Origin of the sequence: Variovorax sp. KBW07 (assembly GCF_003852515.1) — a bacterium.
Lineage (GTDB): Bacteria > Pseudomonadota > Gammaproteobacteria > Burkholderiales > Burkholderiaceae_C > Variovorax.
The window spans coordinates 19,175-41,142 of sequence record NZ_QAJK01000071.1 but is presented as its reverse complement, the minus strand read 5'-3'; the positions used below and the strand labels follow the sequence as shown (position 1 = coordinate 41,142).

The 21,968-nt window shown below is 67.6% G+C and carries 16 protein-coding genes; 2 read left to right on the top strand and 14 right to left on the bottom strand.

The features are described 5' to 3' along the window. Window positions 1–28: 28 nt before the first annotated feature. The 8 genes from bcsA to map form a co-directional block, all read right to left on the bottom strand. The gene (bcsA, locus tag DBV14_RS15530; RefSeq protein WP_124460052.1) at window positions 29–2,212 is read right to left on the bottom strand and encodes a UDP-forming cellulose synthase catalytic subunit; all 2,184 of its coding nucleotides are present in this window, start codon (window positions 2,210–2,212) and stop codon (window positions 29–31) included. Next, a complete protein-coding gene (bcsQ, locus tag DBV14_RS15525) occupies window positions 2,209–3,015 on the bottom strand; it encodes a cellulose biosynthesis protein BcsQ (protein ID WP_185546029.1) in 807 nt (268 codons plus the stop codon). The genes bcsA and bcsQ overlap by 4 nt, the downstream gene beginning before the upstream one ends. 2 nt (window positions 3,016–3,017) lie before the next feature. Then, window positions 3,018–3,470, bottom strand: a complete 453-nt coding sequence (bcsR, locus tag DBV14_RS15520) for a BcsR/BcsP family cellulose biosynthesis protein (RefSeq protein ID WP_124460050.1) — start codon at window positions 3,468–3,470, stop codon at window positions 3,018–3,020. Beyond that, a complete protein-coding gene (bcsD, locus tag DBV14_RS15515) occupies window positions 3,467–3,940 on the bottom strand; it encodes a cellulose biosynthesis protein BcsD (RefSeq protein ID WP_124460049.1) in 474 nt (157 codons plus the stop codon). The genes bcsR and bcsD overlap by 4 nt, the downstream gene beginning before the upstream one ends. 200 nt (window positions 3,941–4,140) lie before the next feature. Further along, window positions 4,141–6,240, bottom strand: a complete 2,100-nt coding sequence (locus DBV14_RS15510; protein WP_124460048.1) for a diguanylate cyclase — start codon at window positions 6,238–6,240, stop codon at window positions 4,141–4,143. Continuing rightward, complete coding sequence (locus DBV14_RS15505) at window positions 6,241–7,293, bottom strand: sensor domain-containing diguanylate cyclase (protein WP_124460047.1); 1,053 nt, start codon at window positions 7,291–7,293, stop codon at window positions 6,241–6,243. It lies immediately after the preceding gene. Between the two features lie 88 nt (window positions 7,294–7,381). Beyond that, a complete protein-coding gene (locus DBV14_RS15500; protein WP_124460046.1) occupies window positions 7,382–9,988 on the bottom strand; it encodes a [protein-PII] uridylyltransferase in 2,607 nt (868 codons plus the stop codon). A 22-nt stretch (window positions 9,989–10,010) separates the two neighbouring features. Further along, entirely contained in the window at window positions 10,011–10,835 is an 825-nt protein-coding gene (gene map, locus DBV14_RS15495) for a type I methionyl aminopeptidase (protein ID WP_124460045.1), read from the bottom strand. Window positions 10,836–10,989: 154 nt separating this feature from the next. Between map and purL the strand changes: the two genes are divergently transcribed. Next, entirely contained in the window at window positions 10,990–14,994 is a 4,005-nt protein-coding gene (gene purL / locus DBV14_RS15490) for a phosphoribosylformylglycinamidine synthase (protein ID WP_124460079.1), read from the top strand. Window positions 14,995–15,084: 90 nt separating this feature from the next. Here purL and DBV14_RS15485 read toward each other — a convergent pair whose 3' ends face one another. From DBV14_RS15485 to DBV14_RS15460, 6 genes are all read right to left on the bottom strand, one after another. Next, window positions 15,085–15,870 carry a peptidylprolyl isomerase gene (locus DBV14_RS15485; protein WP_124460044.1) on the bottom strand — a complete coding sequence of 262 codons (786 nt, stop codon included), beginning with the start codon at window positions 15,868–15,870 and terminating at the stop codon, window positions 15,085–15,087. A 149-nt stretch (window positions 15,871–16,019) separates the two neighbouring features. After that, window positions 16,020–16,307 carry a BolA family transcriptional regulator gene (locus tag DBV14_RS15480; RefSeq protein ID WP_124460043.1) on the bottom strand — a complete coding sequence of 96 codons (288 nt, stop codon included), beginning with the start codon at window positions 16,305–16,307 and terminating at the stop codon, window positions 16,020–16,022. 2 nt (window positions 16,308–16,309) lie between these two features. Beyond that, a complete protein-coding gene (locus DBV14_RS15475) occupies window positions 16,310–16,852 on the bottom strand; it encodes a septation protein A (RefSeq protein ID WP_124460042.1) in 543 nt (180 codons plus the stop codon). Further along, complete coding sequence (gene msrB / locus DBV14_RS15470) at window positions 16,849–17,259, bottom strand: peptide-methionine (R)-S-oxide reductase MsrB (protein ID WP_124460041.1); 411 nt, start codon at window positions 17,257–17,259, stop codon at window positions 16,849–16,851. Before msrB ends, DBV14_RS15475 begins: the two co-directional genes overlap by 4 nt. Further along, window positions 17,256–18,737, bottom strand: coding sequence for a YdiU family protein (locus tag DBV14_RS15465; RefSeq protein ID WP_124460040.1), 1,482 nt, complete (start codon window positions 18,735–18,737; stop codon window positions 17,256–17,258). Before DBV14_RS15465 ends, msrB begins: the two co-directional genes overlap by 4 nt. Before the next feature lie 46 nt (window positions 18,738–18,783). Beyond that, window positions 18,784–19,845, bottom strand: a complete 1,062-nt coding sequence (locus DBV14_RS15460; RefSeq protein ID WP_185546027.1) for an AraC family transcriptional regulator — start codon at window positions 19,843–19,845, stop codon at window positions 18,784–18,786. Window positions 19,846–20,037: 192 nt separating this feature from the next. On the opposite strand from DBV14_RS15460, the gene DBV14_RS15455 reads away from it, so the two are divergent. Next, window positions 20,038–21,879: a carboxylesterase/lipase family protein gene (locus tag DBV14_RS15455; protein ID WP_260397052.1), complete on the top strand. Its 1,842-nt coding sequence runs from the start codon at window positions 20,038–20,040 to the stop codon at window positions 21,877–21,879. Window positions 21,880–21,968 lie beyond the last annotated feature (89 nt).

The window sequence follows — 21,968 nt, the reverse complement described above, 5'->3', positions numbered from 1 at the left end:
GCGCGGCGTTGCGCGCGCAGGGGGATCGTCACGTGGATTCCTTCGCTTTGACCGGGCGCAGCCTGGAGGTCGCTGCGCGGTAGTAATGGCTGAACATGTCGCGGAAGCCGGTGCCGCTGATGCTGATGATGTGGCCGAGCACGCGGTGAATGGGCACGCGCGGGTGGTTGCCCCAGCGGGCCGCCCAGATGTCGGCGCGGGCGGTGGTGCACTGAACCAGCGCGCGCTCCTGCGCGAAGCTCATCGGCGCGAAGCGCAGGCCCAGGCGCTTGCCGGTGCTGAAGCGCACCGTGGAGGCGAAGCGCGACTCCTGGTCGTTGCGGTACAGCGCCACCTCGACCGGGGTTTCCAGGTCGAGCTTCATGTCTTGCGGCAGTTCCACGCCCAGGCCACCGCTGGAGAAGTCGAAGGTGTTGCAACGCAGCGAGCGGCCGTCGGCAAAGTACAGCGTGGCCGGCACCGCCAGTTCCACCCGGTGCGAGCCGCGCAGCTGGCGCGACTCGTTGGCGGCCGCCACGCAGGCGCCCAGGATCATCAGGTTGTAGACGGTCCAGGCCAGGTTCAGCCACACGGTGGCGATGTTCTGCGGGTCGACCCAGGTCAGGCGCCAGATGCCCAGGCACACGCCCAGGAAATTGAGCGCCAGCAGCACCAGGCTGGCCTTGGCGATGGTGGTGTCGAAATACTCCTGCTGGATCAGGCCGCCCTTGGCCGTCACGTTGAAGCTGCCCAGCTTGGGGTTGATCAGCGCCACCAGCGTGGGGCGGAAGATGTACCAGGCCAGCACCGCCTCGTACACCTCGTTCCACAGCAGGTAGCGAAAGCGCCCCTGGATGCGGCTGTTGGTCAGGTTGGCATGCAGGATGTGCGGCAGCGCAAAGGCGAAGATCATCGACGCCGAGGCATGAATCACGCTCGCGCCGAAGTACAGGTAGGCCAGCGGCGCCGTCAGGTAGATGAGGCGCGGCAGGCCGTACAGGAAGTGCAGCATCGCGTTGACGTAGCACAGGCGCTGCGCCCAATGCAGGCCACGCCCGAACAGCGGGTTGTCGATGCGGAAGATCTGCGCCATGCCGCGCGCCCAGCGGATGCGCTGGCCCACGTGGCCCGACAGGCTTTCGGTGGCCAGGCCGGCCGCCTGCGGCAGCGCCAGGTAGGCGGTGCTGTAGCCCAGGCGGTGCATCTTCAGCGCGGTGTGGGCGTCTTCGGTCACCGTCTCGACCGCGATGCCGCCGACTTCTTCCACGATGGTCCGGCGCAGCACCGCGCAGGAGCCGCAGAAGAAGGTGGCGTTCCACAGGTCGTTGCCGTCCTGGATCAGGCCGTAGAACAGCTCGCCTTCGTTGGGCACGGTGCCGAAGGTGTCGAGGTTGCGCTCGAAGGGGTCGGCCGAGAAGAAATAGTGGGGCAACTGCACCATGCCCAGCTTGGGGTCGCGCCCGAACCAGCCCATGGCGATCTGCATGAACGAGCGCGTGGGAATGTGGTCGCAGTCGAAGATGGCGACGAACTCGCCGGTGGTGTTCTTCAGCGCGGCATTGATGTTGCCGGCCTTGGCGTGGCGGTTGTTGTCGCGCGTGACGTGGGTCACGCCGATCTCTTCGCAGAACACGCGGAATTCTTCGCGCCGGCCGTCGTCGAGCACGAAGATCTTGATCTTGTCGCGCGGCCAGTCGATCGACTGCGCGGCCAGCACGGTGGACCGCACCACCGACAGCGCCTCGTTGTACGTCGGGATGAACAGGTCGATGGTCGGCCACTCGGCCGGGTCTTCCGGCAGCGGCACCGGCTTGCGTTCCAGCGGCCACGCCGTCTGCACGTAGCCCAGCAGCAGCACCACGAAGGCGTACAGCTCGGCCATGAGCAGGCCGACGCCCAGGACCAGGTCGACCGGGTTGTCCATGACCATGGTCTCGGTCACGCGCCAGTAGGTGTAGCGCGACGACACCACCACCGACAGGAAGATCAGCACCAGGCTGGCAAAGCGCCCGCGCACGCGGTTGGTGAGCAGCGCGACCACGAAGATGCCGACCGACAGCACCAGCTGCTGCTCGAAGGTCATCGGCGTGATGATGATGGCGGGCAGTATGGCCAGCGCCAGTATCCAGCCGATGAAGCGCACGGGCGCCAGCCGCAGGAAGGCGGGCGCCTGTCGCGGCGCCGGCTGGGCGGCGGGTGGCTTGTGCTGTTGGCCGGGGGAAGCGCTGTTCATCGTGTGGATTCCAGGGAGCGCGGTGACAGTGGTGCCTGGGCCGCCGCGGCAATGCGCCCGAGCATCCGCTCGGTGCAGGAAGAAAAGTCTTGCGTGGCCTGGCTCATCGGCGCGTAGCGCTGCACCGGCTCGGCCGAGGCCAGCGCCTCGGGCACGGCCTGGTCCAGGTGCAGCACGCCGAGCAGGTCGCCGCGCAGCCGCGCGCGCAGCACTTCGAAGACGTCATGGTTCAACCGCTTGCCGGGATCGACCTGGTTCACCACGTAGCCGGTGCCCATGTAGTCGGCGCGCGTGCGGCAGTACTTGTCGACCATGCGCTCGATGATCGGCAGCGTGGCGAACGAGCCGGCGTCGGACAGCACCGAGACCACGCTGAAATGCGCCGCGCGCAACGCCTGCTGCATGTAGACCGAAGGGCCGGGTGGGGTGTCGAGCAGCACCAGCGTGTCGGGCGGCAGCGCAAAGCGCGCCAGCGTGTCGCCGAGCCAGCCGGGGTACTGGGCCAGTTGCTGTTCGAAAGCGATCTGGCGCTCGTCGTCCACCGTGCCGAAGGGCAACAGAATGACGCCGCCGTGCGCGGGTTGCATGGCGCGGGCCCAAGGCATCAGGCCGGTGGCGGCCTCGACCAGCCCGCTTTCGCAGGTGTCCGGGTCGTTGGCCAGGTGAAAGCGCAGCGCGTTCTGCGGATCGAGGTCGATGGCCAGTACTTGCCGGCCACGGCGTACCAGCTCGGCGCACAGGTTGGCGGTGATGGTTGTCTTGCCGACACCGCCCTTGGATGAAACGATGGGAACGACGACCATCGTCACGTCGGCCTTCGCCAGCGCGACATGGGGCCCTGCGCGGCGGCCGGCGGCTGCGGTGCGGCCAGCCGGGCGAACAGCTGTTCGAGCGGGGTGGACGCGGAGTGGCGGGTGTCTGCCTGCGCGGGGGCTTGCGGCGCGGGTGCAAAGGCTGGCGCAGGCGGCACTGGTGGGCGCAGCACGGGCTCGACCCTGGCCGGCGGCACGGCCGCGACGGGAGGCAGCGGTGCCACGGTGGGGGCGGGCGCAGGCGCACGCACAGGCGCCGCTGCCGGGGCGATTGCAGGGGCCACAAAGGGCGCCCGCTCGATCTTCTCGCCCGACAGCAGCGGCCACGCCTTCGGCGCTTCGCCCTCGGCTTCCGGTGGCGCGAATTCCTTGTAGGCGTGCGCGTCGCCGCCGAACTTGCGGAACAGGCCGGCGATGTCTTCCGGGGTGTCGTCGTCCTGGCTCATGACAGCGCCTTCGACAGCCGCAGGTCGATGCGGGGGCCGGCCTGCGTGTCGGGCTGCAGCGCCTGCACGCGCAGCGACGACGGCATGTGCTGGGCGTCGAACCAGGCCTGGTACACGCCCTCGAAGAAGCCGACGCTCCAGTTCGTGGCCTCGGGCCCGAAGGCCGTGGCGATGGGGCTGCAGGCGTGGGTGATGAAGACGCTGTCCACGTCTTCGCTCAGCGTGCTGAAGCCCCAGTCGATGCCGTTCCAGCGCGCGTTGAACTGCGCCTGGAGGTCGGCGAGCGTGTCGCACGGCGGATTGGGCATGGCCTGCGCCAGGCGCTGGCCGATGCGAAAAAAGAGCTGGCGGAGGTCTTCGGGCGGCAGGCCGGCGCTCAGTTCAGCCGCCAGGCCGCGATTGAATTCCAGCCATTGCGCAGAGCATGAATTTCTCTCGTAATACTGAATAAACGTCGCGGCTGTGTCCATGTCGGAGCATTCTCTGGGATCGGTTAACTGTTGACAACAAATGTGAACTTTTCGACGCAGCATCGAACCCGAACTGTCTGAAATCGGGGACGGGTCTGCGTGAGGCGCCCACGATCTGTTATCGGCAAGTGCGCGCCGATTCTTCAGTACGGCGTGCGGCGCACACCGGATTCAGCCGCGCCGCGAAAAAATCGCCGGGCTCAGTCTTCGATGCTGTCGGGTGTTTCGGGCTTGCCTGCACCCAGCACGCGGCCCCCGCGCGGCGCATCGGGCGTGCCACGCGAGAACGGCCCGAGCGGTGGCCGGCCCACGCGCACCACGCCCCGGCCGGCCGCCTTCGCGGCGTAGCAGGCGGCATCGGCCGCATCGACCCAGGCATCGACGGTGTCGATGCCCGGCGTCAGGCTGGCCACGCCGATGCTGGCGCCGATGTGCAGGCTGCCCGACAGCCAGGGCAGCGCAATGGCCGAGATCGAGGCCACGATGTCCTCGGCCACGCGCACCGCCGCTTCGTGGCTGCATTGCTCCAGCAGCAGCGCGAACTCGTCGCCGCCGATGCGCGCGGCCAGGTCGCCGGAACGCACGCGCGACATGATGGCCGCCGCCGCCGCGCGCAGCATGGCGTCGCCCGAGAGATGGCCGGCGGTGTCGTTGACCGCCTTGAAGTGGTCCAGGTCGATGAACACCAGCGCCGCGGGCAGCGAGCCGGGCCGGGCGTCGATCAGCCGCTGCGCCTGCTGGTCGAAGCGCTGGCGGTTGGCCAGCCCGGTCAGGCCGTCATGGGCGGCCGACCATTCGAGCGCGCGGCGCGCGTTGCGTTGCTCTTCGATATTGACCAGCGTCCAGATCGAGCCGAAATCGGTGTGCGCGGGGTCGACCGGCCGGCTGCGCAGCCGGGCCCAGAAGCGGGTGGCGTCGCCGCGCAGCATGCGGCACTCGCCCACGTACGAATTGCTGGTGGCAAAGGCTTCCCGTTCCAGCGCGGCCAGGTCGGGCTGGTCGTTCTCGGGTGGCACCACGATCAGGTCGACCGGCTGGCCCAGCAGGTCGTCGGCCGAATAGGCGAGCATGCGGCACAGCTCGTCGCTCACCAGCTCGAAGCGCCGGTCGCGGATGAAGGCAATGCCGATGGGCGCCGCGCGCATCACCGAGCGCAGCTTGCTGATCATTTCGCTGTTCAGCCGTTCGAGCTCGGCGCGCCGGGTGCCGACGTCGCGCAGCACCTTGCCCAGATTGCCGATTTCGCCGTCGGCGACGGGCCAGCCGTCTTCGGCCTTCATGGCGCCGTCGAACATGTGGCGCGCCCGGCGCTCCAGCAAAGTCAGCGGCTGCAGCAGCCACCAGAGAATGAGGAATAGCCCGGCGGACAGCGCCGCGACCAGGCTGCCGGCCCACACCATGGCTTGCTCGCGCGCGGCCTTCACGGGGGCCAGCACTTCGGCTTCGGAGCGCTCGCGCCAGACCACCCAGTCGGGGCCGGGCACGCCCGCAGCGCTGACAATCTCGCGCGCCTGCGGCAGCAGCACGCCCTGCGGCTCGACCGGGCTGCCGCTGGCCTGCCAGGCCTTGAACGCCTGCGCCAGCCGCGGCTCGTCGGCAATCGACTGCAGCAGCTTCTTGCGATTGGGGTGGGCGAGTATCCGGCCCTCGGTGTCGGTGACGACGTTCAGCGCGCTGGCATCTCCGACCTGCGCCTCGACCAGTCCGTCGAGCAGGTCGCGGCTGGACAGCCTCAGCGTGCCGCCCAGCACGCCGTAGACGCCCCCGGCGTTGCGCGCCGGCTGCGTGAAGGCAATGATGGGCTCGCCGGACAGCGGCCCGCGCAGCGCGGTGGACACCATGGGCCGGCCCTCGGCCACCGTGAGGCCGAAGTAGCGCCGGTCGGCGATGTTCAGCGTGGGCCACGACAGGCCTTTGTCGTCGACCACGATGCGCACCTGCCCATCAGGCGTCGCCACGTAGAGGTTGGCGAAGAAAATGCGCATCACCGGCTTGCTCTGCATGAATTCCTTCAGCGCGGCCGGGTTCTTCAGCGTGGGTTCGTCGAGCACCTCGGTCACCGAGGCGAGCACGCGCTGCAGCTGCAGCACGTTGTGGCCCAGCAGGGCCGCGGTGCGCACCGATTCGCTCAATTCGCGCTGGCGCTGCGACTCCAGCAGGTCGTGCTCGGTGCGGCCCACGAGGATGGTCGTGATGAGGCCGATGCCGAGCACCAGCGCCATGATCCCGCCCATCGTGATCCTCGCCTTGAGCGAACCCAGGGCGCTTTCGAGACGTGCCAGCCGGTTGGTGGAGTTCATTCAGGCAGAGGACATTTCCCTGGCCGCGGCCTGGCGGGCGCGCTTGACTTCGTACATCGCGTCGTCGGCCCGCCGCAGCGCTTCCTCGAGGGAGGTGGTGCGCGGATCGACCGCCACCACGCCGACGCTGGCGCCGCCGTACCGCACGACGGCCCGGTTCAGCCGCAGCTCGCTCACCGTGCTGGTGGCCAGGCGCCGCGCGAGCGCCTTCGCCGCGTCGGCCGGGGTTTCGCCGGCCGCATTGCGGGAGGTTTCGGCCAGTGCGGGGCCGGGGCCGATCACCACGAACTCGTCGCCGCCGAAGCGCGCCAGCATGTCGCTGGCACGCAGCGCGCCCGAGAGGCGGTCGGCCATGGCCGAGAGGAATTCGTCACCGGCGTCGTGGCCGTGCGCGTCGTTGATTTTCTTGAAGTCGTCCAGGTCGATGAAGCCGACCAGCACGCCGTGGCCATCGCGCGCGCCCTGCGCCAGCATGCGGTGCAGCGAGTCGATGAGCGAGCGGCGGTTGGCCAGGCCCGTGAGGGCGTCGGTCGATGCGAAGGCGGCCAGCTCGGTATTGGCCTTCTTGAGCTTGACGAACAGCAGTTCGCGCTCGACCTGCTGGCCGATCAGCCGTGCAAAAAGCTGCAGCACCGATTCAGCATGCGACGGCAGCGCAACCCGGCCCGCGCTGGCCCCGCACAGGGTGCCGAAGAGGCCGCCACTGTCGGTCTTCACGGGCGTGCTCACATAGGTCTGGATGCCCAGTTGCCTGGCGGCGTCGGAGTCGCCCCAGCAGGTCGACACGTCGTCGGTGTAGGCGCGGCCTTCTTCGAGCGCGCGCCGGCACAGGGTGTCGGCCCAGGGCACCGTCAGCCCCTCGGGAATGGTCATCTGCCTGACGTTGCGCGCAAAAAGAATGTGCTGCAGGCCTTTGTCCAGGTCGATGGTCGTGAGGTAGGTCGACTCGAGGCCGGTCACCGCCTCGAGCATTTCGAGCATCGGGCGCGTCAGGTCTTCCAGCGTCCTGGCCGAGGAAACCGAGTCGGAGATCTGTTCGATCAAAGAGTCCATGGTCGACATTCTGACGGCGATGGGTTGCAAGGCCGGGTTTGCCCGCGCGATCGCCTTGATGACCCGCGGACCGACTCGGGAATGAAGGCTAGGAGGCCAGGGCTTCCATCAGGTCGGTCTCGATGGCGAGCTGGGTTTTCTGGCCCTGGAGTTCGGGGCCGCTGATCAAGAAGCTGTCTTCCACGCGCTCGCCCAGCGTCGTGACCTTGGCCAGCTGCAGGTTCAGGTGGTGCCGGGCGAGCACTCGGGCCACCGAATACAGCAGGCCGGCGCGGTCGCTGGCCGAGATGCTGAGCACCCAGCGCTGCGCCTTGTCGTCGGGCACCAGGCTGATGCGCGGCTTGATCGGAAAGCTGCGCACCCGGCGCGACACCCGGCCCATGCTGGGCGCGGGCAGGGCGCCGGCCTCGGTGAGCGTCTGGCCCAGGCCCGACTCGACCATGCTGATCAGGTCGCGGTAGTGGTCGGGCAGGAAGGTGGTCACCACCTGGAAGGTGTCGAGCGCGTAGCCGTTGCTGGTGGTGTGCACCTTGGCATCGAGAATGCTGAACGACGACTGGTCGAAGTAGCCGCAGATGCGCGCGAACAGGTCGGGCTGGTCGGGCGTGTACACCACCACCTGCAGGCCTTCGCCCACGGGCGACAGGTGTGCGCGCACGATGGGCGGCGCCTTCGGGTCGATGGGCACGTTCTTCGGCGGCACGAAGCGCGAGAGCTGCTTGGCGTGCCAGGCGATCTCGGTGGCGTCGTGGCGCATGAAGTAGCCCACGTCGAGCGTGTCCCACAGGGCCTTGTGCGCCTCGAAGCGCTGGGCGTGCAGGGCCAGCTGCACCAGCGCCTCGCGCTTGCGCGACTCCACTTCGGCATCGGGGTCGGGCATGCGCCCGCCGAGCGCGCGCAGGGTAAAGCGGTACAGGTCTTCGAGCAGCTTGCCTTTCCATGCATTCCATACGCGCGGCGAGGTGCCTCGGATGTCGGCGATGGTCAGCAAGTACAGGGCCGTGAGGTAGCGCTCGTTGCCCACGCGCCTGGCGAAGGCGCCGATCACCTCGGGGTCGCTCAGGTCCTGCTTCTGCGCGACCTGGCTCATCACCAGGTGTTCGGCCACCAGGAATTCGATGAGCTTCGAGTCTTCCCGCGCAATGCCGTGCTGCTTGCAGAAGCGCTGCACGTCGCGCGCGCCGAGCGTGGAGTGGTCGCCGCCGCGGCCCTTGGCAATGTCGTGGAACAGCGCCGCCACATAAAGAATCCAGGGCTTGTCCCAGCCGGCCGCGAGCTGCGAGCAGAACGGGTACTCGTGCGCATGCTCCGCAATGAAGAAGCGCCGCACGTTGCGCAGCACCATCAGGATGTGCTGGTCGACCGTGTACACATGGAACAGGTCGTGCTGCATCTGCCCCACGATGCTGCGAAACACGCGCAGGTAGCGCCCCAGCACCGAGGTCTGGTTCATCAGCCTGAAGGCATGTGTGATGCCGTAGGGCTGCTGCAGGATCCGCATGAAGGTCTGGTGGTTGACCGGGTCGTTGCGGAACTTGCTGTCCATGACGTGGCGCGCGTTGTACAGCGCGCGCAGCGTGCGCGCCGACAGGCCCTTCACGCCGATGGTCTTCTGGTACAGCAGGAAGGTCTCGAGCACGGCGTGCGGCTCGCGCTCGTACAGGTCGTCGCTGGCAATCTCGATCAGGCCGGCGCGTTCGTAGAAGCGCTCGTTGATGGTTGTGGGCTGCTCGTCGATGGGCTGCAGCCGTTCCGAAATATTCAGCAGCAGGATCTGGTTGAGCTGCGACACCGCCTTGGCGGCCCAGTAGTAGCGGCGCATCAGCGCTTCGCTCGACTTGCGCTGCGATTCGCTCTCGTAGCCGAAGCTGGCGGCCACGGCGGTCTGCAGGTCGAACACCAGGCGGTCTTCGCGCCGGTTGGCAATCACGTGCAGGCGCGCGCGAATCAGCGAGAGCAGGGCCTCGTTGCGCTTGATCTGCTGGGCCTCGAAGGGCGTGGCCAGGCCGTTCTTGGCCAGGTCGTCCCAGCGGCTGCCGAAGCCGGCGGCCTTGCTCATCCACAGGATGGTCTGCAGGTCGCGCAGGCCGCCCGGCGATTCCTTGCAATTGGGTTCGAGCGCGTAGGGCGTGTTGTCGAACTTCTGGTGGCGGTGCCGCATTTCCTGCGACTTGGCCACGAAGAAAGCCTGCGGGTCGATGGCGCGGGTGAAGCGGCGGCGAAAGCCGGTAAAGAGCTTCTTGTCGCCGGCGATCAGCCGGGCTTCGAGCAGCGAGGTCTGGACGGTGACGTCTTTTTCGGCCTCGGCCAGGCATTCTTCGACCGTGCGCACGCTGGAGCCGATTTCGAGCCCGGCGTCCCAGCATTGGCCGATGAAGGCCTCGACGCGGGCCGGATCGACCGCGTTTTCGGCGCCCTCGGGCGGCAGCAGCAGCAGCACGTCGACGTCGGAATACGGGAACAGCTCGCCGCGGCCGTAGCCGCCGACCGCCGCCAGGGCCAGCGCGTCGCCGAAATCGGCTTCCTGCCACAGGGTGCAGAGCGTCTGGTCGGCCAGGGCCGAGAGCTGGCGCAGCACCGTGTGCACGCTGCGCGTGGGGGCGCGCGCAAAGCGCAGGGTGTCGAACAGCGCGAGCTTCTTCGCGCGATAGGCTTCGCGCAGCGTCGCCACGTCGATCTTGGCTGCTTCGATCACGGCCGGGGCGCGCGCTGCCGCGTCAGGTCTTGGTGGCCGTGACGAACGAGGGCAGCGGCGGGCTGCCTGCCGAGAGCGTCAGCACCTCGTAGCCCGTTTCGGTGACCAGCACCGTGTGCTCCCACTGGGCCGACAGCGAATGGTCGCGCGTGACGATGGTCCAGCCGTCGTACTGGCCGCCCTTGAAGTCTTCCTTCACGTCGCGCTTGCCGGCGTTGATCATCGGCTCGATGGTGAAGATCATGCCGGGCTTGAGCTCTTCCATGGTGCCGGGGCGGCCGTAGTGCAGCACCTGGGGTTCTTCATGGAATCGCTGGCCCACGCCGTGGCCGCAGAACTCGCGCACCACCGAGAAGCCCTGGCCTTCGGCGAACTTCTGGATCGCGTGGCCCACGTCGCCCAGGTGGGCGCCGGGGCGCACCTGCAGGATGCCGTGCCACATGGCCTCGAAGGTGATGGAGCACAGGCGCTTGGCCGCGATGGAGGCGTCGCCGATCACGAACATGCGGCTGTTGTCGCCGAACCAGCCGTCCTTGATGACGGTGACGTCGATGTTCATGATGTCGCCCTTCTTCAAGGGCTTGTCATTGGGGATGCCGTGGCACACCACGTGGTTGACCGAGGTGCAGAGCGACTTCGGGAACGGCACGCTGCTGGCGCCCAGGTAGCCCACCGTGGCCGAGGTGGTGCCCTGCGTGACCATGTATTCCGCGGCCAGCCGGTCGATCTCGTTGGTCGTGATGCCGGGCTTGATGAAGGGCGTGAGGTAGTCCAGCACCTCGGACCCGAGGCGGCAGGCGACCCGCATGGCTTCGATGCCCGCGGCGTCTTTGTAAGTAATGCTCATCCCTGAATTATCCCATTCACCAAGCTAAAATTCCGGGTTAACGCGGATGACCCCAGTCAGCGGCCATCCGCCCAGATTTCTTGATTCCCAACGCGGCCCCAGGCCCCCATCGACCGTGACGCAGCCCGCACCTCAAGCCCTTCCCGTCGTAACCATGTTCGAGGGCGGCAGCGCACTCAGCGATTTCCGCGCGCGGCAACTGCTGCCGAAACTGCAGGCCATCGAGCCGCGCATCGAGGGCATTTCGGCCCGTTTCGTGCACCTGGTGGTGACCGACGCGGCGCTCGGCCAGGCCGACCGCGACCGCTTTGCCGCGCTGCTGACCTACGGCGAGCCCTTCGAGGCACCGGCCAAGGCCGCGACCTCGGTGGTCGTCACGCCGCGCCTGGGCACAGTCTCGCCCTGGGCGTCCAAGGCCACCGACATCGCCCACAACTGCGGCCTGGCGCTGCGCCGGGTCGAGCGCGTCACCCAATACCACCTGAAGCTCAAGGCCCCGCTGATCGGCAAGGCGCCCGTGCTCGAAGGCGACGCGCTGGCCGCCGCGGCCGGTCCGCTGCACGACCGCATGACCGAATCGGTGCTGGCCACCGTCGAGCAGGCGGCCAGCCTGTTCAGCGAGCTGCCGGCCCAGCCGATGGCGCAGGTCGACGTGCAGGCCGGTGGTCGCGCGGCGCTGGAAGCCGCCAACACCGGCTTCGGCCTGGCGCTGGCCGAGGACGAAATCGACTACCTGGTAGAAGCCTTCACCCGCCTGGGCCGCAACCCGAGCGACGTCGAGCTGATGATGTTCGCGCAGGCCAACAGCGAGCACTGCCGCCACAAGATCTTCAACGCCAACTTCACCATCGATGGCGTGGCGCAGCCGCAAAGCCTGTTCTCGATGATCCGCCACACCGAGAAGCAGAACCCGCAGCACACGGTGATCGCCTATGCGGACAACGCCTCGGTGATGGAAGGCAACAACATCGAGCGCTTCGTGGCGCGTGCCGGCGGATCGGGCGAGCAGGGCTATCAAAAAGAGAGCGCCCTGAGCCATGTGCTCATGAAGGTCGAGACGCACAACCACCCGACCGCCATTTCGCCGTTCCCGGGCGCCTCGACAGGCGCGGGCGGCGAAATTCGCGACGAAGGCGCCACCGGCCGCGGCTCCAGGCCCAAGGCCGGCCTGACCGGTTTCACCGTGTCGAGGCTGTGGCCTGAAGACGGCCACTACGGCAAGCCCGAGCACATCGCCAGCCCGCTGCAGATCATGACCGAGGGGCCGCTGGGCGGCGCCGCGTTCAACAACGAATTCGGCCGTCCCAACCTGCTGGGCTACTTCCGCGAATACGAGCAGACCGTGTCGAGCGACCTCGACACCGTGCAGCGCGGCTACCACAAGCCCATCATGATCGCGGGCGGCCTCGGCAGCATCGACGCCGCGCAGACCAAGAAGATTTTGTTCCCGGCCGGCTCGCTGCTGATCCAGCTCGGCGGCCCCGGCATGCGCATCGGCATGGGCGGCAGCGCCGCCAGCTCGATGGCGACCGGCGCCAACGCCGCCGAGCTCGACTTCGACTCGGTGCAGCGCGGCAACCCCGAAATCGAACGCCGCGCGCAGGAGGTCATCAACCACTGCTGGCAGCAGGGCGCGGCCAACCCCATCCTCGCCATTCACGACGTGGGCGCGGGCGGCCTGAGCAACGCCTTCCCGGAACTGACCAACGACGCCGGCCGCGGCGCGCGCTTCGACCTGCGCGCGGTGCCGCTCGAAGAGTCGGGCATGGCGCCCAAGGAAATCTGGTGCAACGAAAGCCAGGAGCGCTACGTGCTGGCCATTGCGCCCGAATCGCTCGAACAGTTCAAGGCCTTCTGCGAGCGCGAGCGCTGCCCGTTCTCGGTGGTCGGCGTGGCGACCGAAGAGCGCCAGCTGCTGGTGGCCGACGAAGGCGCGGCCGTGCAGCCCGTCGACATGCCGATGGACGTGCTGCTGGGCAAGCCGCCCAAGATGCACCGCGACGTGAAGACCGTGGCGCGCACCTTCAAGCCGCTCGACCTGACCGGTGTCGACCTGCAAAAGGCCGCCATCGACGTGCTGGCGCACCCGACCGTGGCGTCCAAGCGCTTCCTCATCACCATCGGCGACCGCACCGTGGGCGGCCTGAGCCACCGCGACCAGATGGTCGGCCCGTGGCAGGTGCCCGTGGCCGATTGCGCCGTGACGCTGGCCGACTACAAGGGCTTTGCCGGCGAGGCGATGAGCATGGGCGAGCGCACGCCGCTGGCCGCACTCGACGCGCCGGCCTCGGGCCGCATGGCCGTGGCCGAGGCCATCACCAACCTGCTGGCCGCCCCCATCGAGCTGTCGCGCGTCAAGCTGTCGGCCAACTGGATGGCCGCTTGCGGCGAGCCCGGCGAAGACGCCGCGCTGTACGAAACCGTCAAGGCCGTGGGCCTGGAGCTGTGCCCGGCGCTGGGCGTGTCGATTCCGGTCGGCAAGGATTCGCTGTCGATGCGCACGCAGTGGAAGGACGAGGGCGAAGCCAAGAAGGTCACCTCGCCCGTGAGCCTGATCGTCACCGCCTTCGCCACGCTGGCCGATGTGCGCGGCACGCTCACGCCGCAGCTCGACGCGCAAGAGCCCGACACCACGCTGGTGCTGGTCGACCTGGGCCGCGGCCAGCACCGCATGGCCGGCAGCATCCTTTCGCAGACGCTCAACCAGAGCGGCGACACCGTGCCCGACCTCGACGACCCCGCGCAACTGGTGGCGCTGGTCAATGCCGTGAACGCGCTGCGCGCCGACGGCAAGATCCTCGCGATGCATGACCGCAGCGACGGCGGCCTGTTCGCCACCGCCTGCGAAATGGCTTTTGCCGGCCATGTCGGCGTGGCGCTCAACGTCGACATGCTGGTCACCGAAGGCGACGGCATTTCCGACAGCCGCATGGAAACGGGCGACGCCAAGAACTGGGCGCAGCAGGTCAGCGCGCGGCGCGAAGAGCTCACGCTCAAGGCGCTGTTCAACGAAGAGCTGGGCATGGTGCTGCAGGTGCGCACGGCCGAGCGCAACGACGTGATGCAGGTGCTGCGCGCCCATGGCCTGAGCGCCCACAGCCATTTCGTCGGCAAGACCCGGCCCGCCAGCTCGCCCATGGATGCGGGCAAGGGCAAGCTCGAAGTCTGGCGCGATGCCAAGTCGGTGTTCAGCGCGAGCCTGCACGACCTGCATCAGGTCTGGGATTCGGTCAGCTGGAAGATCGCCCGCGAGCGCGACAACCCGGCTTGCGCCGATGCAGAGCACGCAGCGGCCGGCGAGCCATCGGACCCCGGCATGCATGTATTTCTCCCTCTCCCTCTGGGAGAGGGCAGGGGTGAGGGCAGCAGCATCAACGCCCCCGCCATCCTTCAGAGCCGCCCCAAGGTCGCCATCCTTCGCGAGCAAGGTGTCAACTCGCATGTCGAGATGGCCTACGCCTTCACCGAAGCCGGCTTCGAGGCCTACGACGTCCACATGACCGATCTGCAGGCGGGCAGGGCGGACCTGGCCAACTTCAAGGGCGTGGTCGCCTGCGGCGGCTTCAGCTACGGCGACACGCTGGGCGCCGGCATCGGCTGGGCCCGCAGCATCACCTTCAACCCCAAGCTGGCAGAGCAGTTCAAGGCCTTCTTCGGCCGCGAAGACACCTTCGGCCTGGGCGTGTGCAACGGCTGCCAGATGTTCGCCGAGCTGGCCGACATCATTCCCGGTGCCGAAGCCTGGCCGCGCTTCACCACCAACCAGAGCGAGCGCTTCGAGGCCCGCCTGTCGATGGTCGAAGTGCTCGAGTCGCCCAGCATCTTCTTCGCGGGCATGGCCGGCAACCGCCTGCCGATCGCGGTGGCGCACGGCGAGGGCTACGCCAACTTCAAGCACCGCGGCGACCCCGCCAAGGCCATCGGCGCCATGCGCTTCGTGGACAACCACGGCAAGCCGACCGAGCAGTACCCGTTCAACCCGAACGGCAGCGCCGGCGGCCTGACCTCCGTCACCACGCCCGACGGCCGCTTCACCGCCGTCATGCCGCACCCGGAGCGCGTGTTCCGCAACATCCAGATGAGCTGGACGCCGGGCGACCGCAGCGAGCTGAGCCCGTGGATGCAGATCTGGCGCAACGCGCGCCGCTGGGTGGGCTGATCCCCGTGCAGCCGCTTCGGCGGCGGCAATGAAAAAGCGGCCCGCAGGCCGCTTTTTTCATGGAAGGCAGAAGCCCGAGAAGCCCGAGGCTTACTCGACCTTCGCCTTCGCGCGCAGTTCTTCCTGGTACTTCTGCAGGCGCTGCTGTTGCAACTGCTGCGTGATCTGCGGCTTCACTTCTTCCAGCTTCGGCAGTTGGGCCTGGCGGATGTCGTCGACGCGGATGATGTGATAGCCGAACTGCGTCTTGATGGGGGCAGGGGTGGTCTCGCCCTTCTTGAGCTTGATCATCGCTTCCGAGAACTCGGGCACGAAGCTGGCGGGGTTGGCCCAGTCGAGGTCGCCGCCGTTGGCGCCCGATCCGGGGTCCTTGCTCTGCTTCTTGGCGATGTCTTCGAACTTGCCGCCCTTCTTCAGGTCGGCCAGGATCTTCTTGGCCTGGTCTTCGGTTTCGACCAGGATGTGGCGGGCCTTGTATTCCTTGCCACCGTTGGCCGCGACGAACTTGTCGTACTCGGCCTTCACGTCGGCGTCGGACACCGCGTTGGTCTTGCGGTAGTTGTCGAACAGCGCGCGGATCAGGATGGCCTGGCGGGCCAGTTCGAGCTGGTTCTTGTAGTCGTCGCTGGCGTCCAGGCCCTGCTTTTGCGCTTCCTGCATGAACACTTCGCGTGCCACGATTTCTTCGCGCAGCTGGCTTTGCATTTCAGGCGTCACCGGGCGGCCGGCAGCGGCGAGCTGCTGGGCCAGGACGTCCATGCGGGCCTTGGGCACCGGCTTGCCGTTGACGATGGCGGCGTTCTGCGCCAGGGCCGCCATGGGGATGGCACCGAGCAGCACTGCGGCCGCAACGGCCTGCAAGATTTGTTTTTTCATGGAATGAATATCAAGCTGGGAAGGAAATGCGCGTGTAGGAAAAGGCGCGTGAAAGAAAGCAGGAATAGGGACGAAATGGGGGGAGGAACAGGGTGGCCGGAGTGCCGTCAGGAACGTGGCATGCGACTCATGAACGACCCATGGACGACTCAGAGCACCTCGATGGCGATGGCGTGCAGACCCTGTGCGATAAAAACTTGGAGGGCATCATACACAAGCCGATGCCGCGCCACGCGGGGCTTTCCGGCGAACAGCGGGGAGGCGATGCGCACCCGGAAATGGGTGCCGCGGCCCTCCGCGTTGGCGCCCGCATGGCCGGCGTGGGCGCCGCTCTCGTCGATGACTTCGAGCTGCGTGGGCGCGAGCGCTTCGCGCAAAGCGGCCTCGAGGTCGGCCGCGGTGGGTAACTGTGCGGTGAGTGCGGTGGTGCTGCTCATGCTCATGCCGCGGGCTTGTCGTCGCTCTTGAGGTGCGGCGCGATGTACAGGCCCTGCGCCACCAGGAAGACGATGGGGAACACGTAGCCCCAGAGCTTGAAGTTGACCCAGGCCTCGGTGGTGAAGTACGCCGCCACGTAACCGTTGATGATGGCCATGAACAGGCAATAGCCGATCCACGCCACGTTCAGCCGGCCCCAGATGCGCTCGGGCAGCTCCAGCTGCTGGCCCAGCAGCATCTTCAGGAAGTTCTTCTTCAGCGCCCACAGCGCCACCGCCAGCGCGATGGCCATGGCGCCATAGAGCACCGTCGGCTTCCACTTGATGAAGCGGTCGTCGTGCAGCGCCAGCGTGAGCGTGCCGAACAGCAGGATCAGCACCAGCGTGGCCTTCTGCATCGCCTGCAGCTTGCGTTCCATGGCGTAGATGACCGCCATCTGCACCACGGTGGCGGCCATCAGCACGCCGGTGGCGGTGTAGATGTCGCCCAGCTTGTAGGCGCCGAAGAACAGCAGGATCGGGAAGAAGTCGAGGAGCAGTTTCATTTTTTCTGGAAGTCGAGCGAGGCCGAGTTCATGCAGTAGCGCAGGCCGGTTTCGGTCGGGCCGTCGGGGAACACGTGGCCCAGGTGGGCGCCGCAGTTTGCGCAGACGTTCTCGGTGCGCACCATGCCGTGCGAACGGTCGACGATGTTGCGGATGGCGCCGGGCACGGCTTCTTCCGAGAAGCTGGGCCAGCCGCAGCCGGCGTCGAACTTGGTGCCCGACTCGAACAGCTTGGCGCCGCAGCACACGCAGTGGTAGGTGCCGTCGTCCCAGTGGGCTTCGTACTTGCCGGTGAAGGGGCGCTCGGTGGCGGCGTGGCGCGTCACTTCGAAGGCGGCGGGTTCGGCGCCCTTTTCAGCGAGCAGGGCTTTCCATTCGGCGTCGGTTTTTTGAACGGGTGTGGTCATGATGAGCAGCTGATTTCAATCGTGGACGCCCAGTCGGGCGGGAAGCCGGCATACGCGTCGTCGGTGCCGGGATGTTCTTCAAATGGGGTCTGCAGCAGTGCCAGCAAGGTTGCCACACCGGCCTGGTCTTTTTGCTGACTTGCTTCGATGGCTTGCTGGCCCAGGTGGTTCCGCAGCACGAACTTGGGGTTCGACCTGAGCATCAGGCCGGCCGCTTCGGCACGTGTGCCGATCGCATGGCGCTCTGAAAATAATAGCATCCAGGCGTCGAAGCCCTCGCGGTCCAGGAACAGGTCGCGCACCGGCTCGACGTTGCCATCGGCCATGCCGTGCGAGAGGCGCCGCCAGAAGATCGTGTAGTCGACCTTGCCCGCGGCCAGCAGCTTGAGAACGCCTTCGACCAGCGCGCGGTCGCCTTCGGCCGAATCGGACAGGCCGAGCTTGGCGCGCATGCGGGCCTCGAACTCGGTGGGAAACACGGTCTTGTACGACTCCAGCGCGGCCACGGCAACTTCCTGGTCGCCGATCAGTGGCAGCAGCGCCTGGGCCAGGCAGAACAGGTTCCAGTACGCCACGTTGGGCTGCTGGTTGAAGGCGTAGCGGCCACTGGTGTCGCTGTGGTTGCAGATGTGGCGCGGATCGAAGCCGTCGAGAAACTGGAATGGCCCGTAGTCGATGGTGAGCCCCAGGATGCTCATGTTGTCGGTGTTCATCACGCCGTGGCAAAAGCCCACGGCCTGCCATTGCGCGAGCAGGCCGGCGGTGCGCTCGCTCACGGCTTCCAGGAAGGCGGCGTAGGCATTGCCGTTGAAGCGATCCGTCGTGCGGCAGGCCGGGTAGTAGCGGTCGATGACGTAGTCGGCCAGCGCGCGCAGTTCGTCTTCGCGCTGGTTGGCCGCAAAGTGCTCGAAGTGGCCGAAGCGGATGAAGCTGGGCGCCACGCGCGTCACGACGGCGGCGCTTTCGAGTTCTTCTCGGCGCACGCGGGCATCGGAGCCGGTCACGCACAGCGCACGCGTGGTCGGGATGCCCAGGCCGTGCATGGCCTCGCTGCACAGGAACTCGCGGATGCTGGAGCGCAGCACGGCGCGGCCGTCGCCGCCACGTGAATAGGGCGTGCGGCCCGCGCCTTTCAGTTGCACTTCGAGGCCACCCTCGGTCTCGCCGATCATGATGGCGCGGCCATCGCCCAGCTGGCCGGCCCACACGCCGAACTGGTGGCCGCTGTACACGGTGGCAAAGGGGCGGGTGCCGGCAACCGGCAGGCTGCCGGTCAGCGCGCGCAGTGTGCTGTCGGAGTGCCAGTCCGCGGGCAGGCCCAGCTCGCGCGCGACGGCCTCGCTGCGGCATACCCAGTACGGATCGGGCAGCGGCGTGGGCCGCAACTCGGTCAAAAAGGCGGGGCCCAGGGTTGAAAAGCCGGGTTTCCAGCGCAATCCCAGGTCGGCGACCTCGGTGTCTTCAGCAAGCAAGCTCATGGCCGGATTGTCCGGCACGGCACGAAACCCCTTGCCGGCCGGGCCTTCAGTTCAGAAGGGCACCCGCGGGAACCCGCGCGCCCACCAGCCCGCCTTGCCAGATTCGCGCCCGGTATTGCGCCGGCGGCAGGCCGAACCAGCGCTTGCAGGCCCGAAAGAAATTGCTGGCGTCGACAAAGCCCAGCAGGTCGGCCACGTCGGTCAGCGTGTGGCGTTGCTCGGCCAGGTATTGCTGCGCCAGTTCGCGGCGCGTGCGGTCGAGCAACGACTGGAACGACACCGACTCTTCCTGCAGCCGGCGCTGCAGGGTGCGCTCGGCAATGCCCAGCCCCGCGGCCACGTCTTGCCGGCGCGGCTCGCCCTGTTGCAGCCGGCGCGCGATCTCGGCGCACACCAGGCTGCTGGTGGTGGTCTGGCCGAGCTGGCTCAGCTGGTCTTCGAGCAGGTGCTCGTGCATTTCGGCCAGCACCGGGTGGTGCGTGGGCAGGTGCATCGTCATGTCGGTGGTCGACAGCAGCATGCGGTTGGCCGCGCAGTTGAAGCGGATGTCGCAGCCGAAGGCCTCGCGGTGCGGGCGGTCGTCGGCCGGGGCGGGGTAGACGAACTCGACCATCAGCGGGCGCAGGTCGCGCCGCGCGGCCCAGCGGGCGAAGGTGAACAGCGTCAGCAGCGCGTATTCGACGCGCTGGCGCGGAATCGGCAGGCTGCCGCCGCTGTGTTCCAGCGACATCCAGTGGCCGCGCGGGTCGTCGTTCATCGAGAAGGTGGTGGCGTCAGAGATCACGGCCATGTAGCGCGTGAGGCTGCCCAGGCTGGTCTTCAGGTCGGGGGCACAGGCCATGGCGTGGCCCACGGTGCCCAGGTTGCTGTAGGTGGAGGCCAGGTCGCGGTTCAGGCCCAGCGTGGGCTTGCCGACGCGCGACACGGCAAGCTGCCACAGCATGGTGATCTCGTCGACCGGAAAGCGCGCGTTCTGCTGGTGCAGCGACTCGGCATCGAAGCCGGCGTCGCGCAGCAGCGCGGGCACGTCCAGCCCTTCGGCCTCGAACATGCCGAGCACCCCCTCCAGCCACGCGGCGGAGCTGGTGCGCAGCTCCGGCTGTGGCATGCAGGCCCCCCGGCGCTGCGGACGGCGCATGTGGCGGGGAATTTGTGCTCCTGAAGTCATTGCTTTGGCTCGTTTGTGATAGCGGGGAATGTGGCGCCGGTTTCTAGAATTTTTGTGGGTTCGGCGGGCCGGAGTATGGGTGCCGGATCGCGATGCAGGAATTCCGATTAACCCGGTGTGGAGACAAAAAAAATGAAGAGCACGCAGACATCAGAAAACCAGGGTACGGCCAGCGCAAAGGCAACGAAAAACTCAAGAACGACGAAGGCGGCCGCCGCGGCCATGGCCATGGCCGTGACCGTGACCGCCTGCATGGCCCTGTCGGCCTGCGGCGGCGGATCATCGGGCCCGGGCTTCATCCCGCTGCCCCCGCCGAGCGCGGGCACGCCCCCGCCACCGGCCGATGGCCCCATGGTGCGCCAGACCTCGGCCGGCAAGATCGAGGGCGTGGACGACAGCGCCAACTCGGGCAGCTATTTCTGGAAGGGCGTGCCCTTCGCGAAAGCGCCCGTGGGCGACCTGCGCTGGCGCGCACCGGTGGAGCCCGAGGCCTGGAGCGGCACCCGCAAGGCCGACAAGTTCGGCAATGCCTGCCTGCAGATCGGCCGCATCTACGGACCCGGCGCCAACAACACCTACGACGCGACCATCGGCAGCACGCTGAACACGCCGGTCGGCAGCGAAGACTGCCTGTCGCTGAACATCTGGCGTCCGGCCAACACCGACAAGAACCTGCCGGTGCTGCTGTTCCTGTATGGCGGCAGCAATGTCTCCGGTTACACCGGCGACCCTGTGTACGACGGCGCGAAGCTCGCCAAGGCCACCAACGCCATCGTCGTCACGGCCAACTACCGCCTCGGCATCCTGGGCTACCTGGCCATGCCGCAACTGCGCACCGGCAGCACGGCCGGCGACGACTCGGGCAACTTCACCATGCTCGACAACATGGCGGCGCTGCGCTACATCCAGAAGAACATCGCGGTGTTCGGCGGCGACCCCGGCAACGTCACGCTGTCGGGCCAGTCGGCCGGCGGCACCAACGTGCTGGCGCTGCTTGCCTCGCCGATGGCCAAGGGCCTGTTCCACAAGGCGCTGCCGATCAGCGCGGGACTGTCGCTACAGACCAACCTGGCGGGCGGGTTTCCCACCCTGAACCCCGAGTCGACCGCGCTCACGCAGGGCCAGAACATCCTTAAGACGCTGGTGGTGGTCGATGGCAAGGCATCGAACGCCACCGCCGCGAACTACATCGCCACGCAGGATGCATCGCAGATTGCCGAGTACCTGCGCGGGCAGGACGCGAAGAAGCTGCTGGCCAACGTGGCCGCCGCGGGGCTCAACAGCGCCGGCCCGATTCCCGACGGCAAGGTGCTGCCGGTCGATCCCATCCGCGAGATCGGCGCCGGCAACTACAACAAGGTGCCCGTGCTGCTGGGCTTCACGCGGGACGAGGGCAAGCTCTTTGCGCCGCTGCTCGCGAACCTCGCGCCGGGTGCAAAGCCGGGCTACATCATCAGCGACGCGGCGCGCTTCTCGATGATGATGAGCTTCAAGCCCGACGAGCCCACGCCGCTGACGTTGGACGACATCATCGATCCGTCGTACCTGCCGATCACCGGACCCGCCGGCTTCAATGCGAAGACCGGGCTCATCACGCAGTTGCTGGGCGACCCCAGCCGCGTGAACCTGCTCGACACGCTGAAGCTGCAGCAGCCGAACAGCACCTGGCACTACCGCTTCGACTGGGCGCAGGAGCCCGCGCCTTGGAACGATGTGTACGGCGCCGCGCACGGCTTCGACCTGGGCTTCATGTTCGGCAACTTCGGGCCTTCGCTGTTCTCCAGCGTGGTCAACAGCACCGCCAACAAGCCTGGCCGCGTTGCGCTGTCGAACGCCATGATGGCCAGCATCGGCGCCTTCATGCGCAAGGGCGACCCGAACACGCCCGAACTCGGCGCCACCTGGGCGCCGTGGCCGGCCACGCTGCGCTACGACGCCACGCTCACCGAAGCAAAGATCACCACGACACCCTGAGCCTCCCGGGGCAAGCCCCCGAGCCCTCCGGGCTCGATGACCCGCGCCTGGGCAGCGCATGACTTCAAAACGACAACAGAGACAGACAG

Bases quoted from the DNA above. Each gene is read 5' to 3' on its own strand.
- msrB (WP_124460041.1), bottom strand. From the start codon at position 17,259: ATGACCACACCCGTTCAAAAAACCGACGCCGAATGGAAAGCCCTGCTC.
- bcsQ (WP_185546029.1), bottom strand. From the start codon at position 3,015: ATGGTCGTCGTTCCCATCGTTTCATCCAAGGGCGGTGTCGGCAAGACA.
- bcsR (WP_124460050.1), bottom strand. From the start codon at position 3,470: ATGAGCCAGGACGACGACACCCCGGAAGACATCGCCGGCCTGTTCCGC.
- DBV14_RS15455 (WP_260397052.1), top strand. From the start codon at position 20,038: ATGAAGAGCACGCAGACATCAGAAAACCAGGGTACGGCCAGCGCAAAG.
- bcsA (WP_124460052.1), bottom strand. From the start codon at position 2,212: ATGAACAGCGCTTCCCCCGGCCAACAGCACAAGCCACCCGCCGCCCAG.
- purL (WP_124460079.1), top strand. From the start codon at position 10,990: ATGTTCGAGGGCGGCAGCGCACTCAGCGATTTCCGCGCGCGGCAACTG.
- DBV14_RS15505 (WP_124460047.1), bottom strand. From the start codon at position 7,293: ATGGACTCTTTGATCGAACAGATCTCCGACTCGGTTTCCTCGGCCAGG.
- map (WP_124460045.1), bottom strand. From the start codon at position 10,835: ATGAGCATTACTTACAAAGACGCCGCGGGCATCGAAGCCATGCGGGTC.
- DBV14_RS15510 (WP_124460048.1), bottom strand. From the start codon at position 6,240: ATGAACTCCACCAACCGGCTGGCACGTCTCGAAAGCGCCCTGGGTTCG.
- DBV14_RS15485 (WP_124460044.1), bottom strand. From the start codon at position 15,870: ATGAAAAAACAAATCTTGCAGGCCGTTGCGGCCGCAGTGCTGCTCGGT.
- DBV14_RS15475 (WP_124460042.1), bottom strand. From the start codon at position 16,852: ATGAAACTGCTCCTCGACTTCTTCCCGATCCTGCTGTTCTTCGGCGCC.
- DBV14_RS15480 (WP_124460043.1), bottom strand. From the start codon at position 16,307: ATGAGCAGCACCACCGCACTCACCGCACAGTTACCCACCGCGGCCGAC.
- DBV14_RS15460 (WP_185546027.1), bottom strand. From the start codon at position 19,845: ATGCCACAGCCGGAGCTGCGCACCAGCTCCGCCGCGTGGCTGGAGGGG.
- bcsD (WP_124460049.1), bottom strand. From the start codon at position 3,940: ATGGACACAGCCGCGACGTTTATTCAGTATTACGAGAGAAATTCATGC.
- DBV14_RS15465 (WP_124460040.1), bottom strand. From the start codon at position 18,737: ATGAGCTTGCTTGCTGAAGACACCGAGGTCGCCGACCTGGGATTGCGC.